14 protein-coding genes are annotated in these 15986 nt (G+C 58.4%); 4 read left to right on the top strand and 10 right to left on the bottom strand.

The window, feature by feature from the left end; genetic code table 11:
* Nucleotides 1-169 precede the first annotated feature (169 nt).
* On the top strand, nucleotides 170-1183 hold the full coding sequence (locus G5179_RS17545; protein ID WP_421258817.1) for a diguanylate cyclase domain-containing protein: 1014 nt from the start codon (nucleotides 170-172) through the stop codon (nucleotides 1181-1183).
* 54 nt (nucleotides 1184-1237) lie between these two features.
* Here G5179_RS17545 and ubiK read toward each other — a convergent pair whose 3' ends face one another.
* Nucleotides 1238-1495 carry a ubiquinone biosynthesis accessory factor UbiK gene (gene ubiK, locus G5179_RS17540; RefSeq protein WP_005339429.1) on the bottom strand — a complete coding sequence of 86 codons (258 nt, stop codon included), beginning with the start codon at nucleotides 1493-1495 and terminating at the stop codon, nucleotides 1238-1240.
* A gap of 300 nt (nucleotides 1496-1795) precedes the next feature.
* Here ubiK and G5179_RS17535 point away from each other — a divergent pair, with 300 nt between their 5' ends.
* Nucleotides 1796-4240, top strand: coding sequence for a VolA/Pla-1 family phospholipase (locus G5179_RS17535; RefSeq protein WP_421258816.1), 2445 nt, complete (start codon nucleotides 1796-1798; stop codon nucleotides 4238-4240).
* Between the two features lie 66 nt (nucleotides 4241-4306).
* Here G5179_RS17535 and glpG read toward each other — a convergent pair whose 3' ends face one another.
* From glpG to G5179_RS17500, 7 genes are all read right to left on the bottom strand, one after another.
* Nucleotides 4307-5140, bottom strand: coding sequence for a rhomboid family intramembrane serine protease GlpG (gene glpG, locus G5179_RS17530; RefSeq protein WP_421258815.1), 834 nt, complete (start codon nucleotides 5138-5140; stop codon nucleotides 4307-4309).
* Entirely contained in the window at nucleotides 5137-5460 is a 324-nt protein-coding gene (glpE, locus tag G5179_RS17525; RefSeq protein ID WP_005355913.1) for a thiosulfate sulfurtransferase GlpE, read from the bottom strand. The genes glpG and glpE overlap by 4 nt, the downstream gene beginning before the upstream one ends.
* 122 nt (nucleotides 5461-5582) lie before the next feature.
* Nucleotides 5583-6284 (bottom strand): ABC transporter ATP-binding protein, encoded by a 702-nt coding sequence (locus G5179_RS17520; RefSeq protein ID WP_236297787.1) that lies wholly within the window; start codon nucleotides 6282-6284, stop codon nucleotides 5583-5585.
* 10 nt (nucleotides 6285-6294) lie between these two features.
* The gene (gene livG / locus G5179_RS17515) at nucleotides 6295-7068 is read right to left on the bottom strand and encodes a high-affinity branched-chain amino acid ABC transporter ATP-binding protein LivG (protein ID WP_219296971.1); all 774 of its coding nucleotides are present in this window, start codon (nucleotides 7066-7068) and stop codon (nucleotides 6295-6297) included.
* The gene (locus tag G5179_RS17510) at nucleotides 7065-8333 is read right to left on the bottom strand and encodes a high-affinity branched-chain amino acid ABC transporter permease LivM (RefSeq protein ID WP_005355922.1); all 1269 of its coding nucleotides are present in this window, start codon (nucleotides 8331-8333) and stop codon (nucleotides 7065-7067) included. Before G5179_RS17510 ends, livG begins: the two co-directional genes overlap by 4 nt.
* Nucleotides 8333-9259, bottom strand: coding sequence for a high-affinity branched-chain amino acid ABC transporter permease LivH (gene livH, locus G5179_RS17505; RefSeq protein WP_005339439.1), 927 nt, complete (start codon nucleotides 9257-9259; stop codon nucleotides 8333-8335). Before livH ends, G5179_RS17510 begins: the two co-directional genes overlap by 1 nt.
* A 66-nt stretch (nucleotides 9260-9325) precedes the next feature.
* A complete protein-coding gene (locus G5179_RS17500; protein ID WP_005342436.1) occupies nucleotides 9326-10447 on the bottom strand; it encodes a branched-chain amino acid ABC transporter substrate-binding protein in 1122 nt (373 codons plus the stop codon).
* A 433-nt stretch (nucleotides 10448-10880) separates the two neighbouring features.
* Here G5179_RS17500 and G5179_RS17495 point away from each other — a divergent pair, with 433 nt between their 5' ends.
* A complete protein-coding gene (locus G5179_RS17495) occupies nucleotides 10881-11885 on the top strand; it encodes a substrate-binding domain-containing protein (protein ID WP_005355925.1) in 1005 nt (334 codons plus the stop codon).
* A 64-nt stretch (nucleotides 11886-11949) separates the two neighbouring features.
* Here the strand turns inward: G5179_RS17495 and G5179_RS17490 are convergent, their stop codons facing one another.
* Both G5179_RS17490 and G5179_RS17485 read right to left on the bottom strand, forming a co-directional pair.
* Nucleotides 11950-13275 carry a 6-phospho-alpha-glucosidase gene (locus tag G5179_RS17490; protein ID WP_421258814.1) on the bottom strand — a complete coding sequence of 442 codons (1326 nt, stop codon included), beginning with the start codon at nucleotides 13273-13275 and terminating at the stop codon, nucleotides 11950-11952.
* Nucleotides 13272-14861, bottom strand: a complete 1590-nt coding sequence (locus tag G5179_RS17485) for an alpha-glucoside-specific PTS transporter subunit IIBC (protein ID WP_139438824.1) — start codon at nucleotides 14859-14861, stop codon at nucleotides 13272-13274. The genes G5179_RS17490 and G5179_RS17485 overlap by 4 nt, the downstream gene beginning before the upstream one ends.
* 282 nt (nucleotides 14862-15143) lie before the next feature.
* Here G5179_RS17485 and G5179_RS17480 point away from each other — a divergent pair, with 282 nt between their 5' ends.
* Nucleotides 15144-15851 carry a GntR family transcriptional regulator gene (locus G5179_RS17480; RefSeq protein ID WP_227341655.1) on the top strand — a complete coding sequence of 236 codons (708 nt, stop codon included), beginning with the start codon at nucleotides 15144-15146 and terminating at the stop codon, nucleotides 15849-15851.
* Nucleotides 15852-15986 lie beyond the last annotated feature (135 nt).

Raw genomic sequence — 15986 nt, 5'->3', positions numbered from 1 at the left:
GTTTTTGGGTTGTCGCAGTACCGGATCGCCCAGAATGGTTGGATTATCGCGGCGTTATCCCATTATTTTTCAATATTTTGACTATGAATGGCTACTAATCAAACGTAGCTGATGGCATCTTTGTGAGGGATTGACAAGATCATCTATAGAGCAAGCACAAGGGGGCGTAGTGTTGAGTGAAGAGGGCAGGGCATCTGCGGAGGATGACAGGGGAGAGACCGGTTCTGTCGAGCGGGTCGCAACGCTGATCCCGTCCCCTCATGGCGGTGAAATAGCCCGTTTGCAGGCAGAGATCGCCGCTTTGAAGCATGAAAACGGCCTGTTGCAGGAGAAGCTCAATGCCGCCCTCGATGGCACCGGCATCTGTCTCTGGCAGGGCACCATTCCCACCGGCGAGCTGCGGGTCTTCAATCTGCAGAACTTTCAGGCCGGTGACATGGCCCCTCATTTCGATCAGTGGAGCGCCAAGCTCCATCCCGACGATCGCGCCCATGCCATGGGCAGCTACTTTGCCCACCTTGAGGGTAAAACCCCCTTCTATGAAGCCGAATACCGCACAATCAATCCGCAAGGCGAGGTCACCTGGCTGTGGGATCGTGGTCGCGTCGTGGAGTGGGATGATGAGGGCAGGCCATTGCGGATCATGGGCTCCCATATCGATATCACCCAGCGCAAGGCTTATGAGCAGCGGCTGGCAGAGCGTGCCAACTGCGATGCGCTCACCGGCCTGCTCAACCGGCAGGGATTTGGCAAGGCGTTCGCTCTACAGCCGCCACAAGGGACGGGGGCACTGCTCTTTATCGATCTGGATGACTTCAAGGGGATCAATGACCAGTTGGGCCACGCTTGTGGTGATCAGGTACTGCAGCAGATGGCGGAGTGGTTGCGTCTCATTATGCCGGGTTCTGCCCTGTGCGGCCGTTACGGCGGTGACGAGTTTGTGGTTTATCTGCATCGTGATGTATCAAACCATGCTCTGGCTCATCTGGCCGATGCCCTGATCTGCCGGATGCATGGTTACGTGCCCAAACCCGGTTGCCCGCAGCGGGTGGGGCTGAGTATCGGCATCGCCCTGTGGGAGGAGCAACCATTGAGCTTCCGACAGGCATTGGAGGTGGCCGACCGGGCCATGTACGAGGCCAAGGCGCGCGGCAAGCGGGCCTGGTATCTGCTTCAGGTGTGATGCTTTTTACAGGTTCAATACAAAGCAAAAACCCCAGCTGAGCTGGGGTTTTCGTTATTCGCCTTTGGCGCCGAGCTGCTGCTCGAGCTGAGCCAGCTTGCTTTCGAGGGCGGCCAGTTTTTCCCGGGTACGCAGCAGCACCTTGGTCTGCACGTCGAACTCTTCACGGCTGACCAGATCCAGCTTGCCCAGCTGCGCTTGCAGTACCTGACGCATCTTCTTCTCGGCCTCTTCACCCATGCTGCGAATGCCGGGTGGCAGGGAGTTGTGCACCTGCTTGGCGATCTCTTCCAGTTTCTTCGGGTCGATCATGATGTCCTCCTTAAGCGTTGGCGGACATTCTACCGACAATTCCCTCACTTTGCCGAGATCGCGGCGGCTTTTTAGTCGTGATGGTGCCCGCTGGCTGGTCGGGTCTGGTTAATCACTCACTGTTGTTACCCTTGCGCCCCTTTGTTGACGTAAAACCTTGATTCTCTCCACAAACCTGAGCAGAAGATGACCAACATGAGTCTCGTTGGTTGTTGGTTTTATGTTAACGTCTTGCAGTCGCGGTCGTGATGGCCTCGTTGGCTGGTGATGGATAACAACCCTATAAAAAGAGAATAAAAAATGAAGAAGAAGCTAATTTATGCAGCTGTTGTCAGCGCTCTGCTGAGCGGATGTGGTGGAGATGACAACAAGGGAGATACTACCAGCTCCCTGGACTATGCCCTGAGTGGAGCCAATGGACTTCGCCCGAGTGTGCTGGCCCCCCGCGCCAGCGATGGTACCCTGAAGTTTTCGACAGAAACTGCTGATCTGTCGAACCCGGTATCTGCCCTCTCCACCCTTGATGGCTGGTCAACCACCCAACCCGTCCAGCTGGTACCGGCGACCGTGACCGGTGTCTCTGTGCCGGCCCCGGCGGCCAGCGAGTATGTTTCTGCCATTGCGCCCCTCTACCTGATCGAGCTCACGCTGGATCCGGTCACTCTGCAACCCAACGGAGTCAAGGGCGGCAAGCCACTGGTTTATGGGGCCGACTTTGTGGTCACTGGCGGGGACGGCAAGCTTAATCTGGTTCCGCTCAAGCCGCTCAATCCCTCTTCCTACTACATGATCGTGGCGACCGACTCCCTCAAGGACAGTCGTGGTACGCCGCTCAAGGCCGGTGGTGATTACAGCAACTTCAAATCGACGGCTGGTGCAACCGCGCAGGAGCAGAGCATCAGCAGCCTGATTGCGCTGCAGGAAGCGTTGTTCAAGGCCGCTACCGGGATTACTGGCGATCGGGTGATCTTCTCCGACTGGTTTGCCACCCAATCTGGCGCCGATGTGCTGCTGGCTGTCAAGGGAGCTGCGGCCACCGTGTTGCAGAGCCCGACCCTGGATGCCGCATCGTTGTGGAAGCAGGACGCCAAAGGCAACACCAACCTGCCGGGGACCTATACGATTGATGCGCTCAATGGCGGGGTACCCTTCCTGACCCAGCTGGCGAACGAGCCATTCTTGCCTCAAGATGATCGGGATGCGATTGCTGCCGCTGTCGCTGCCAATGCCACATTGAACGGCATCGCGGCGGTGACCAAGGTGTATACCGGTGCCGTCAAGCTCCCTTACTTCCTCTCTACTCCAGCGATAGCTGGCTCATGGGACAAGGCCAAGACCCAATCCTGGCATGGCGCCATTCCCAGCCTCTATGCCATCGCCAACGCGCTGAAAGCGGGTGATAGCGAAGTGATCGGTGGGCTGGTAGGCGCCGGAGTGAATCCGGATCTGCTGGGTGAGCTGATTGCCGATCCGAGCCGTCAGGCCGATCTGCTGAGGGAGGCGAGCAAGCTGATCGGGGTGACCCTCACCTCGGGTGGCAAGCCGCTGGATGCTGAGCGCAATATCGGTCGTTTCAACCCGCTGCCGACCCTGACCGAAGTACAATCTGTACCGCTGCGGATCTTTGCCCCCACCACTGACCTCAGCACTGTCACCGATGTGATCATCTATCAGCACGGGGTCACCTCCATCAAGGAAAACGCCTATGCGCTGGCGCTGAGCCAGATAGGTGCCGGGTTAGACCCATCAGTGAACAAGGTGGTTGCTGTGGTGGTGATCGATCACCCGCTGCACGGTGAGCGTGGCTATGCCCTGAGTGGCAGCATGGATACCGTCACCACCTCCGAGAACCCGACTCCCTATCTGAATTTGGGTTATCTGACGGTGGCGCGGGACAACCTGAAACAGAGCGTGGCCGATCTGCTTGGCCTTCGCCTGGCTGTCGGTCTGGCCAATGCCAAGGGGCTGGGTGGCCAATTGGGTGGTGCTGGTCTGAAGGTGCATTTCCTCGGTCACTCACTCGGTGCCATTACCGGGGCCAATCTGCTGGCTGTTGCCAACCAGACCACCGGCAGTGCTCAGGCTGATGCCCTGTTCAAGTTCGATACCGGCGGTCTGGCGATGCCGGGTGGCGGCATCGCCCCGCTGCTGCTCAACTCGCCGAGCTTCGGGCCGACCATCAAGATGAGCGTGCTCACCTCGGGCAGTCCTGAGTTGAAGGCCGGGTTTGAGGCTTATGCTCCCGGTTGCCAGACGGCGGTGCCGACCTGTTTCGTGAACGAGTTCCTGCCCAGTCTGGATGCGGCTACTCAGGCGGGGGCTGCGAGCACCTTGCAGAGCTATACCTTTGCCGCCCAGTCAGTGCTGGACTCTGCCGACCCGATCAATCTGGGCAGTGGCGTCGCCAAGAGCTTCCCGCTGTTCGCCACCGAAATTGTTGGTGATGGGGCGCTCAGCTTACCGGATCAGGTGATCCCCAACAGCATCGCCTCTGCGCCGCTGGGTGGCACCGAGCCGCTGTTCCGGGTGCTGGGTTTGCAAGAGCTGAAGGGTTCCGGCGTGCTCCCGGCGGGTCACCATGCTGCGCGCTTCCTGAAAGGGGGCCATAGCTCGCTGCTGGCTCCTGACGAGAACTTCGATCAGGCTGGCGCGGTCACCACCGAGAGCCAGACCCAGTTCGCCAGCTTCTTTATGAGTGGCGGTGCGGCGGTCAAGGTGACTGACGACACCCTGCTCAAGCAGTAACTGCGCAGACCATAAGCAAACGCCGCCCTTCGGGGCGGCGTTCTCGTTTCTGAAACTGCTGAAAAATCAGGTCGGCTGGTGGTTGCGATCCAGCCAGCCTTGCAGCAGGCCGACCAGCAGGCCGGCCAGGTGGGCGATGTTGGCGGTGCTGGTGCCGAGCATGTCGAAGAAGCCGAGCACCATCCAGAACAGCATAAAGCCCATCAGTGCCGGTGGCAGAGTCAGGCCGCAGGCCGGTTGCAGCTTGCTGCGCAGCCAGCAGTAGCCGAGCAGGGCATAAACCACGCCGGAGAGGCCGCCAAACAGCGGGCCGCTGGCAAAGAACTCTGCGATATTGGGCAGGGCGGCGCCCACCAGCAGCAGGATCAGCAGCTTGCCGCTGCCGAGGCGCTGTTCGATCTGGCCGCCGAGATACCACCACCACAGCAAGTTGAACACCAGATGGAGCACCGAGAAGTGGATCAGGGCGGGGGTGAAATAGCGCCACGCCTGCCAGTCGGTGAACTGAGCCAGCGTCGGGTGGAAGGCCAGTTCATCGTAGATGGGCAGGCCGATGGCCTCGATCCCGTAGATGGCGAGGCAGGCGATGATGACCACCAGCGTCAGTGGCCCCGCCTGATGGAGGAAGTCGGTGATGGGATCCGTCATCCCCTTGCTGTAGTCGATGCGGGCATCGGCGCGGCCGGATTGCCAGGAGGCCTCCATGTAGCGCGGGTGGGCCGGCTCGGCCAGAAAGCGCTTCACCTCCAGCTGGGCCTGAGCGAGGCGTAGCTCGTCCGCCAACCAGATGGTGACCCCCAGCTCGGACTGGGTCAGCTCGCAGGAGATCCCCAGCGTCGCCAGATAGTCCACCAGCGCCTGTGCCATGCGGGCGTTGTCGAGCACCAGCAGCTGGATCATGCCTCGCCTGCCTCGATGGGAAACTCCCGGCGCCACGCCTCGAAACCGCCATCCAGACTGTAGACCTCGTCATAACCCTGTTGCAGCAGGTATTGGGCCGCCCCCTGACTGCTGTTGCCGTGATAGCACATCACGATGACCGGGGTATCGAAATCCACTTCGTTCATAAAGCGCACCAGGGTGCCGTTGGTGAGGTGGAAGGCGCCGACCGCGTGGGCCGCTTCAAAGGATTGCGGGTCGCGAATATCCACCAGACGGGCTTCACCCGCGCTCAGTTTCTGGTGGGCATCATGGGCATTGATATGGGCAAACTGGTCCATCGGGATGTCCTGCGAATAGGTTGATTACGGGCCAGTGTACCGCAAGCTTGGGCGCAAACTAACCCCACAAAAGATAAGGGAGCCAGCGGCTCCCTTGTTGATATGGCATGTGGCTCAGTGGGTTAACCGCCCAGATAGGCCTGCCGCACGGCCGGGTTGGCCAGCAGGGCGGCGCCCGTGTCTTGCAGCACCACGTGGCCGTTCTCCAGCACATAACCGCGGTCGGCCAGCTTGAGCGCCTGGTTGGCGTTCTGCTCCACCAGAAAGATGGTCATCCCCTTCTGGCGCAACTGCTCAATGGTGTCGAAGATCTGCTGGATGACGATGGGGGCCAGCCCCAGCGAGGGTTCATCCAGCAGCAGCAGGCGTGGTTTGCTCATCAGGGCACGGCCGATGGCCAGCATCTGCTGCTCGCCGCCGGACATGGTGCCCGCCCGTTGTTGCAAGCGTTCGTGCAGGCGCGGGAACAGGGTGAATACCTGATCCAGCAGGCCATGCTGCTCTGCCTTGTCGACGAAGAAGGCGCCCATCAGCAGGTTCTCCTCCACCGTCAGGCGGGCGAAGATGCGGCGCCCCTCCGGCACCACGGCGATATCCTTGCGCATAATGCGAGCGGTGGTGAGGGAGCTGATCTGCTCCCCCTCAAACCAGATGGAGCCGCTGCTGGGCTTGGGTTCACCGCAGAGGGTCATCAGCAGGGTGGTCTTGCCCGCGCCGTTGGCGCCGATCAGGGTGACGATTTCCCCCTCTTTCACCTCGACGCTGATATCGTGCAGCGCCTGAATTTTGCCGTAGTGGGTCGATACGTTGCGAAGTTCTAACATCTTTTTGTCCTTACGACTCGCCCAGATAGGCCTTGATCACTGCCGGGTTGTTGCGGATCTCATCCGGCTTGCCGTGGGCCAGCGGGGTGCCCTGGCTGACCACGAAGATGCGGTTGGAGATGCCCATCACCAGCTTCATATCGTGTTCGATCAGCAGCACCGAGACCCCGAATTCGTCCCGCAGGCTCATGATCAGCTCATCCAGCTCGTCGGTCTCCTTCGGGTTGAGACCGGCGGCCGGTTCGTCCAGCATCAGCAGCTCGGGACGGGTCGCCATGCAGCGGGCGATCTCGAGGCGGCGCTGCTGACCGTAGGCCAGGTTGCCGGCGGCGCGGTTGGCGAGATCCTTGAGGCCCACTTTATCCAGCCAGAAGGCGGCCCGCTCCAGCCCCTCCTGCTCGGCACGGCGGAAGGCCGGGGTCTTGAACAGGCCGGCGATAAAGCTGGTGTTGAGGTGCTGGTGCTGGGCAACCAGCAGGTTCTCCACCGCCGTCATCTCCTTGAACAGCCGCACGTGCTGGAAGGTACGCACAATCCCCTTGCGGGCGATGAGGTGGCCGGGCAACCCCTGGATCTCCTCACCCTTGTAGCGGATGATGCCGCCGCTCGGGCAGTAGAAGCCGGTCAGGCAGTTGAAGATGGTGGTCTTGCCCGCGCCGTTGGGGCCGATGATGGAGATCACCTCGCCCTTGTCGATATCCAGTTTGACCCCGTTGACGGCCAGCAGGCCCCCGAAGCGCATCGACAAATCAGAGACTTCCATTAACTTCTGATGTGTACTCATTTCTTCAACTCCAGATGCGGACGGGTCATCGGTAGCAATCCCTGTGGCCGCCAGATCATCATGAACACCATCAAGAGGCCGAACATCAGCATGCGGTACTCGTTGAATTCGCGGGCCAGCTCCGGCAGCACCGTCATCACGATGGCAGCCAGCACCACCCCGATCTGGGAGCCCATGCCCCCCAGCACCACAATGGCGAGCACGATGGCCGACTCGATAAAGACGAAGGATTCCGGGCTGATAAAGCCCTGCCGGGAGGCAAAGAAGCTGCCGGCAAAGCCCGCGAAGGTGGCGCCTATGGTGAAGGCGGTCAGCTTGATGATGGTGGGGTTGAGCCCCAGCGATTTGCAGGCGATCTCGTCCTCCCGCAGCGCTTCCCAGGCTCGGCCAAGGGGCATGCGCAGCAGGCGGTTGATGACAAACAGGGTCACCACCACCAACACCAGCGCCATCAGGTAGAGGAAGATCACCTTGTGGTTGGCGTTGTAGGTAATGCCGAAGAAGTTGTGGAAGGTATCAAAGCCCCCATCCTTGACGGTGCGGTTGAACTCCAGACCCCCCAGCGTCGGCTTGGGGATGCCGGAGATCCCGTTCGGGCCGCCGGTCAGGGTGGTCATGTTGTTGAGCAGGATGCGGATGATCTCGCCAAAACCCAGGGTGACGATGGCCAGATAGTCCCCCCGGAGCCGCAGCACCGGGAAACCGAGCAGGAAGCCGAAGGTCGCGGCCATCAGCCCGGCGATGGGCAGGCACTCCCAGAAGCTCAGTCCGAAGTAGGTGTTGAGCAGGGCATAGCTGTAGGCACCGACCGCGTAGAAGCCGACATAGCCGAGATCGAGCAGACCGGCGAGGCCGACCACCACGTTCAGCCCCAGCCCCAGCATGATGTAAATCAGGGTGAGGGTGGCGAGATCGATGGCGCCGCGAGAAGCCATAAAGGGCCAGCTCACCGCGAACAGCAGCACCAGCACGGCAGTGAGGTTATAGAGCTTGGGTGCCTCTTCCGGGCTCGGCAGCACCAGCTTGGTGAAGCCGACCGAGAAGCCGCTGATGGAGGCCTGAAACAGCTTGGCGATCTGGCCGCGCAGCATCTGGAACCAGAAAACGAGGGTGGCGCCCCCCAGTAGCCAGGCCAGCGACACATCGAGGCGGCTCACTACCTGCAGGCTGGAGCCATCGGTCTCCAGCTTGAAGCCGAGCAGCCAGAAAGAGAGCACCAGCAGCACCAGGCTGGCGATACAGGCGTGGATAAATTGATGTTTCATCACACTTTCTCCACTTCCGGACGACCCAGAATGCCGGTCGGCATAAAGAGCAGCACAAAAATGAGCAGGGCAAACGCCATCACATCCTTGTACTCGGTGCTGAGATAACCGGCGGTGAGCGCTTCAACCACCCCCAGCAGCAGGCCGCCCAGTACGGCACCCGGAATGCTGCCGATACCGCCCAATACTGCGGCAGTGAAGGCCTTCAGACCGGCCATAAAGCCGAGGTAGGGATTGATGACGCCGTAATACATGCCGAGCAGCACCCCGGCGACGGCGGCCAGCGCGGCCCCCAGCACGAAGGTGATGGAGATGACTACATGGGTGTCGATGCCCAGCAGGTTGGCCATCTTGATATCTTCCGAACAGGCGCGGCAGGCGCGGCCCATGCGGGAGCGGCCGATGAACTGGGTCAGCGCCAGCATGGTGATGAAAGTCACCACGAAGATGATCAGCTGCATATAGGAGAGGCTGGCCTGAAAGCCATCCTCACCCCCTAGGGTCCAGCCGCCGGAGATCAGGCTGGGCATGGCGATATCCCGCGAACCCTGTGCCATCCGCATCATGTTCTGCAGGAAGATCGACATGCCGATGGCGGAGATGAGAGGGATCAGCCGGTTGCCACCGCGCAGTGGCCGGTAGGCGACCCGCTCGATGCTCCAGCCATAGGTGCCGGTGATGATGATACTGACCAGGAAGGCGCCCCCCAGCAGTAGAAAGGTGCTGTCGATGCCCATCATCATGAGCCCCGCCATCACCATAAACGCGACATAGGAGCCGATCATGTACACCTCGCCGTGGGCGAAGTTGATCATGCCGATGATGCCATAGACCATGGTGTAACCAATGGCGATCAACGCATAGGTGCTGCCTATGGTTAATCCGTTCAGCAGTTGCTGAACCAGATAGAGGAGGTGTTCGGACATACTGCGTTCCCTGTACTTGCCCGCAAAGAGAGGAGGGGGTGAGCGTACTCACCCCCGATCGGCAGATTATTTGACTTGGCTGGAAGTACCGTCAGCGTGCCACTGGAACACACCGAATTCGAAGCCTTTCAGGTCACCGTTAGGTGCCCAGGTCAGGGGGCCCATCACGGTATCGATCGGTGCGGCCTTGATGGCGGCGGCAACGGCGGCCGGGTCATCTTCACCCGCCTTGGCGATACCGGCAGCCAGGCTCTGCACCGCGGCATAGGTGGTCCAGACGAACGGGCCGGAGGAGTCCTGACCCTTGGCCTTGAACGCTGCGACCAGCGGGGCGTTGGCAGGTACCAGATCGTATTTGTTCGGCAGGGTCACCAGCAGGCCTTCGGAAGCCGGGCCGCCGATGGCGGAGATATCCTTGTTACCCACCCCTTCCGGGCCCATGAACTTGGCTTTCAGCCCCTTCTCGCCAGCCTGACGCAGGATCAGGCCCAGCTCAGGGTGATAGCCGCCGTAGTAGACGAAATCGACGTTCTCTTTCTGCAGCTTGGCGATCAGGGCGGAGAAGTCCTTGTCACCGGCGGTGATCCCTTCATAGGCCACCACCTTCACGCCAGCCTTGTCGAGTGCGGCTTTGACGCTGGAGGCGATACCTTCACCGTACTGCTTCTTGTCGTGGATAACGGCCACGCGCTGGGGTTTGACCTGCTCGATGATGTACTTGGCGGCAGTCGGGCCCTGATCGCTATCCAGACCGATGGTGCGCAGGGTCAGCTGGTAACCGCGTTCGGTGATCTTGGGGTTGGTGGAGGCGGGGGTAACCATCAGGATCCCCTCGTCTTCATAGATGTCGGAGGCGGGCAGGGTGTTGTCGGAGCAGAGGTGACCGACCACGAACTTGACGCCATCATTTACCACCTTGTTGGCGATGGCTACCGCCTGCTTGGGATCACAGGCATCGTCATAGATGACGGCTTCGATCTGCTTGCCATTGATGCCGCCAGCCTTGTTGATCTGCTCGACCGCCATCTTGCCGCCGGTGAACTGCATGTCCCCGTACTGGGCAACCGGGCCGGTGAGCGGGCCTGCGATACCTATCTTGATGGTGTCTGCCGCGTGTGCGATGGAGATCGATCCAAACAGAGCCAAAGAAACCGCTGCGCTTACTGTAATTTTGCTCAACTTATGCATTGATTCGTCCCTTAATCAGTGGATTGTTTCATTTACGAGTGCCATTCCGGATCGACATCCCGTGCATCCGGCTATAGGTATGGTTCTATCATTCCTCACGGGGCAATAACAAGCTGTTAAAGATACTAACCAGAGGGGGTGGGGTGGGCTTATTTTGAAATAAATGACCTGTCATTTGTGTTTAATTGGAATTTAGTATCGATTTTCGCCTTAACATCTTGGTAACCAGAGGTGATTATGATGAAGCACAGAGGATTAGTCTGGTGATATTTTACTCTGATGGTGCTCCCATTTTGACCATTAATCGTTTGCGCAAACAGAAATGAGCGCCTAAATTAGCCGGCATTGACAATTCCGTGGCAGAGCCCGTTAAAACCAAGCCTTTATTCGGGAAATCTGCTAATGTTCCGCCTTTGACAGTCAGGAGACAGAGATGGCCACTATCAAGGATGTCGCCTCGCGCGCAGGCGTATCCATCTCCACCGTCTCACATGTGCTCAACCACACTCGGCGGGTCAGCGAAGACGCGACCCAGAAAGTGATTGAGGCGGTGGCAGAACTCAACTACGCGCCCAACTCGGTAGCGCGCAGTCTTAAGATAAATTCGACCAAGACCATTGGCATGCTGGTCACCACCAGCGTAAACCCCTTCTTCGCGGAAGTGGTGCAAGGGGTTGAAGCGTACTGCTTCGAACAGGGCTACAGCCTGATCCTCTGCAACACCGAAAACCAGCCGCCTCGCCAACAGCATTACCTGAGAATGCTGATGGAAAAACGGGTGGATGGTCTGCTGGTATTGGGGACCGATATCGACACTCCGTTGCGCGACATGCTGCGCATCCACAAGAACGTGCCGCAGGTGGTACTGGATTGGGGGACGGAGTGCGATTTCGCCAACGTCATCAACGACAACGCCCGCATCGGCGCCCGCATGGCCGTACGCCATCTGCTGGAGCTGGGGCACCGCGACATCGTCTGCATCACTGGCCAGCTCTCCAAGCCGACCACCCAGCAGCGGCTGGACGGGGTACGTGATGCGCTGGGCGAGCACGGTCTGACCCTCAAAGATGAACAGGTCTTTGAAGGGGATTACGAGAGCCAGAGCGGCTTCGATGCCATGCAGCGCATCCTGGCCCTGCAGCCTCGCCCGACCGCGGTCTTTGCCTTCGACGATCCCATGGCGATCGGCGCGATTTGCGCAGCCTGGGAAGCCGGAGTCAAGGTGCCGGACGATATCTCCATCATCGGTTACGACGATGTGGAGATGGCGCGCTTCTCCAGCCCGCCGCTGACCACCATCCGTCACCCGAAGGCCGAACTGGGCCAGCTGGCGGTGAAGCATCTGGTCAGCCGGATCCGCAACAAGGAGCTGGAAGTGGAGTCGATGACGGTACAGCCCGAGCTGATTGTCCGTCGCTCGGTCAAACCGCTGCGTTAATCCGCACCCGTTGCCAACACGAAAAACCCCCTCTGTCACGAGGGGGTTTTTGTTTATGGGCGGTTTATTTCAGTTCCGGCCAGTAGGCTTTGTTGGCCTCTATCAAGTCATCGAGAATGGACTTGGCCACCGATGCACTGGGCACTGTCTTGGATAGGGTGATCGCTTGCCACAGCTTCTGGTAAGAGTGCTCGACCCAGGCTTCGACCACCAGTTTCTCGACCGCGACCTGCTGGCCCATCATGCCCTGCTGGAACAGCGGGATGCTGCCCACCTGCAACGGCTCTGGCCCGCTACTGCCGACCAGGCAGGGGATCTCGACCATGGCTTCCGGGTCAAAGTTGGGGATGGCGCCGCGATTGGGAACGATCAGCAGCATCCGCTCCTGGGTGTTGAAGGCAATGGCGGTTGCCAGGTCAACGATATAGGAGGCGTGTTCATCGATCTCCAGCTCGCCCGCTGCTGAATTACCTGCCCTGACGATGTCGCTACAGGCGGTGAAGACCTGCTTCTCGCGGTGCTCCATCACCTCGTTGGCACGGGTGTGTTCCGGATTGGAGTGGGCCACCACATAGTCCGGGTAGAGGTAGTACTTCAGATAGGTGTTGGGCAGGGTATCCGGGTCGAGCGCCCACACATCCTTTGCCTTGGCGAAGGTATCGTTCCAGCTTGCTTCGGCATGGCTGGTGCTGTTGGGCACATAGCCGTGGCGGGCGACGTGCTCCTTGATCTTCGGCATCAGGTCGTTGCCTTCCAGATCCTCGATGCGGGTCCACCAGCCAAAGTGGTTGAGGCCGTAATAGCGTACCCGCATCTCTTTGCGGGATTTGAGACCGGCAATCTGGGCCATGCGCCCCTCGATCCCGATCGGCATGTCGCAGATGTTGAGGATTTTGGCGTTGGGACGCAGGCGACGGGTCGCTTCGGCGACGATGGCGGCCGGGTTGGAGTAGTTGAGCATCCAGGCATTGGGTGAGTACTGCTCCATATAGTCGACCAGCTCCAGCACTCCGCCGATGGAGCGCATGCCATAGGCGATACCGCCCGGGCCGCAGGTCTCCTGACCGACCACGCCATGACGCAGCGGGATCTTCTCGTCCAGCTCGCGCATCGGATATTTGCCAACCCGGATATGGGCCATGACGAAATCTACATCGCTAAACGCTGCTTTGGGGTCGGTGCCATAGCTGAAGGCGATCTCGGGAGCCTTCTCTTTCAGCAGGATTTTGCAGGCTTCGGCGATGATCTCCTGACGGGCACCATCGTTGTCGTAGAATTTGATCTCCTTGAGCGGGAAGCGATGTTGATTTTCCAGCAACATCAGAACGATACCAGGAGTAAAAGTGCTGCCACCACCGGCAATGACTACAGAGAATTTTTTCATGATCATGACTCCATTACTAAAGATGATTGTTGATGACTGTTGTTCATAATCGATTCCATATTTTCACGTACCTGAGGTACATGCAGACCGATAATTACCTGGATACTATCGCCATGGCGGACGACACCATGGGCCCCTAATTTAATAAACTCCTCATCTGCAGCGGCTAGCTTGCTGTTAACCAGCGATATTCTTAAGCGGGTGGCACAATTATTCAGACTGCGTATATTTTTGACTCCACCAAGCGCTTCGATAATTTGTGTTGCACTATCACTGCCACGCTGGTTTTTGGCTGCCTGATAATCTGACTTGGAATAAAGCTTTATTTCACTGTCTTCCCGGCCCGGTGTTTTAAGATTGAGTCTGATAATCAGCGCGCGGAATATCAGGAACCAGATTCCGGTAAAGACCAACCCGATAGCGATCTGGGTGAACATCATTCCCGCATGGTTGTGGAACATGGGTATCCAGTTCTGCGGCAGGAACTGGTCGAGCAGACCTCCACCCATGTTGCCGACCACACCAAACAGGTACATCACAGTCGACATGGTGGCTGCCAGCAGGGCGTGGATGGCAAACAGCAGAGGCGAGATGAAGAGGAAGGTGAACTCCAGCGGCTCGGTGATACCGACCAGAATGGCGGTCAGGGTGGCCGGGATCAGCAGGCCTGCCACCTTGGCCTTGTTCTCTTTGGCTGCCGTGGCATAGATGGCCAGAGCAATCCCCATGGCACCGAAAATCTTCGAGTTGCCGTGCAGGGCGAAGCCACCCTGAGGGAACTGTTCAATCAGCGGGCGAGTGCTCTGGCTGAACTCCAGCATGTGCTGCGCCCAGTAGAGCTGAATGCCTCCCTCTACTGCCGCTGGGCCGAAGATGAAGGGGCCGTAGATAAAGTGATGCAGGCCGGTCGGGATCAAAATCCGCTCGAGGAAGGTGTATACCCACACCCCGACCGGACCCGAGACCAGCATGAAATTCTGCAGGGAGGCGATGCCCATCTGTACTTTTGGCCAGCCGAGCAGTGTCAGCCAGGCACAGGGGATCATCACGAAGAAGGCGACAATGGTGACAAAGGAGCTGCCCTGAAAGATGCCGAGAAAGACCGGCAGTTGGCGATCAAACAGGCGGTTGTGCAGTGCCGTCACGATGCCGGAGATGACGATGGCTCCTATGATGCTGGTATCCAGGGTCTTGATCCCCGCTACCATGGCGAGGCCACTTTCACCCCCTACATCCTGACTGAAGTCGACCCCGAAATAACTGCCCCAGGTCATGCCCATGGCGTTGATAAAATAGTTCCAGGTCATGAAACTGACCAATACAGCCAGACAGGCTCTGGCTTGTGCCTTATTTGCCAGACCGATTGGCAGGCCAATCGCAAATATAAGCGGCATATTCCTGAATACTGTCCAGCCACCCTCTTCAATAATATGGATGATCTGGAAGAATAATCCTTGTGGGTTTGCCAGTGATTCACCGACAAACATCGGGTTTTTCAGCATAATTGCAATGCCTACTACCATACCTGCAAAAGGAAAAAGCAGTACAGGAGTGAACATTGCTCCGCCAAAACGTTGAATTTGACTGAGCATATATTGTCCCTTGGTTGAAATAGCTAATCGAATCCTTGCCGGTGTTGCCTGATGCAAATTAGCAACGATAAAAAGAGACCTCATGAAATATCTTGGAATAATGTGATCTGACGCATGCAGTTATTTAGACAAAGATGTCTAACTTTTGCGATATTGTTGTACCTCTTGGTTTCGTGATGTTCTTGCAGCTTTAGTTGAAAGTTAAGTTATTGTTTTTAAGCAATTTAGTCACTTGATTCAGAATAAGATGGTTGGCGTTGTGACCACAGGAGATGTCTAGCAGTGATCTATAAATCGGTGGCTGATCGACTCAGGATCAGGGTAAACGGTGCCGAGTGCCGGGTGGGTGATGTGTTGCCGGGCGAAAAAGCGCTGGCAGAACAGTATGGCGTCTCCCGCATGACCATTCGCAAAGCGGTAGACATGTTGATCGAGTGGGGATTGGTCGAGCGGCGCCACGGCAGCGGCACCTATGTGACGAAAAAGGATGTCCAGCATGAGACCAAAGGGCTGAGCGGGTTTACCGAACTGATGCGCGAGCAGGGGCGTACTTTGACCAGCCAGGTGTTGGAATTTCGCACCATGCCTGCGCCACCGGCCATCGCCAGTCAGCTGCGGGTGAAGGTGAATGAACCTGTCTACTACTCCAGCCGGATCCGCTCGGTGGATGGTCGGGCTCTGCTGCTGGAAGAGAGCTACATGCCGGTCAGACTGTTTCGCAATCTGTCGGTCGCCCATCTGGAAGGGTCCAAATTCGACTACATCGAACGGGAGTGCGGCATCGCGATTGCGGGCAACTATGAGTGCTTCAGTGCCGTGCTGGCGGATCGGGCTACTGCCGAGCTGCTCCATATCGAGCAGGGGGCCCCTATCCTGCGGCTTACCTCACTCTCATACAGCGAGAGCGGAGAGTTCCTCAACTACTCCATCATGTTCCGTAATGCCAACGACTATCACGTTGACTACCACCTCCACCGTGCCCGCGGCTAGTGCCTGGCTGATGAGGCAGCGTGTCGTTGAAAGAGGGGAGAGCCTGCGAGGGAGGCATTGGCCATAACTCCTCCCTCGGCCCATGCAGATCAAAATAATCAACTCAAATGTTAGTTATCCTTGCTGCCGGATCCG

The organism is Aeromonas sp. 600886, from assembly GCF_049174935.1.
Taxonomy (GTDB): Bacteria; Pseudomonadota; Gammaproteobacteria; order Enterobacterales; family Aeromonadaceae; genus Aeromonas; species Aeromonas veronii_A.
Note: the sequence above shows the minus strand (reverse complement) of the source record. Positions and strands in the feature narration are given on the sequence as shown.

Excerpts from the sequence above, each read along its gene's own strand:
- G5179_RS17510 (WP_005355922.1), bottom strand. The coding sequence starts at position 8,333 with ATGAAACATCAATTTATCCACGCCTGTATCGCCAGCCTGGTGCTGCTG.
- G5179_RS17520 (WP_236297787.1), bottom strand. The coding sequence starts at position 6,284 with ATGTTAGAACTTCGCAACGTATCGACCCACTACGGCAAAATTCAGGCG.
- G5179_RS17490 (WP_421258814.1), bottom strand. The coding sequence starts at position 13,275 with ATGATCATGAAAAAATTCTCTGTAGTCATTGCCGGTGGTGGCAGCACT.
- livG (WP_219296971.1), bottom strand. The coding sequence starts at position 7,068 with ATGAGTACACATCAGAAGTTAATGGAAGTCTCTGATTTGTCGATGCGC.
- livH (WP_005339439.1), bottom strand. The coding sequence starts at position 9,259 with ATGTCCGAACACCTCCTCTATCTGGTTCAGCAACTGCTGAACGGATTA.
- ubiK (WP_005339429.1), bottom strand. The coding sequence starts at position 1,495 with ATGATCGACCCGAAGAAACTGGAAGAGATCGCCAAGCAGGTGCACAAC.
- G5179_RS17535 (WP_421258816.1), top strand. The coding sequence starts at position 1,796 with ATGAAGAAGAAGCTAATTTATGCAGCTGTTGTCAGCGCTCTGCTGAGC.
- G5179_RS17485 (WP_139438824.1), bottom strand. The coding sequence starts at position 14,861 with ATGCTCAGTCAAATTCAACGTTTTGGCGGAGCAATGTTCACTCCTGTA.
- G5179_RS17500 (WP_005342436.1), bottom strand. The coding sequence starts at position 10,447 with ATGCATAAGTTGAGCAAAATTACAGTAAGCGCAGCGGTTTCTTTGGCT.
- glpE (WP_005355913.1), bottom strand. The coding sequence starts at position 5,460 with ATGGACCAGTTTGCCCATATCAATGCCCATGATGCCCACCAGAAACTG.
- glpG (WP_421258815.1), bottom strand. The coding sequence starts at position 5,140 with ATGATCCAGCTGCTGGTGCTCGACAACGCCCGCATGGCACAGGCGCTG.
- G5179_RS17495 (WP_005355925.1), top strand. The coding sequence starts at position 10,881 with ATGGCCACTATCAAGGATGTCGCCTCGCGCGCAGGCGTATCCATCTCC.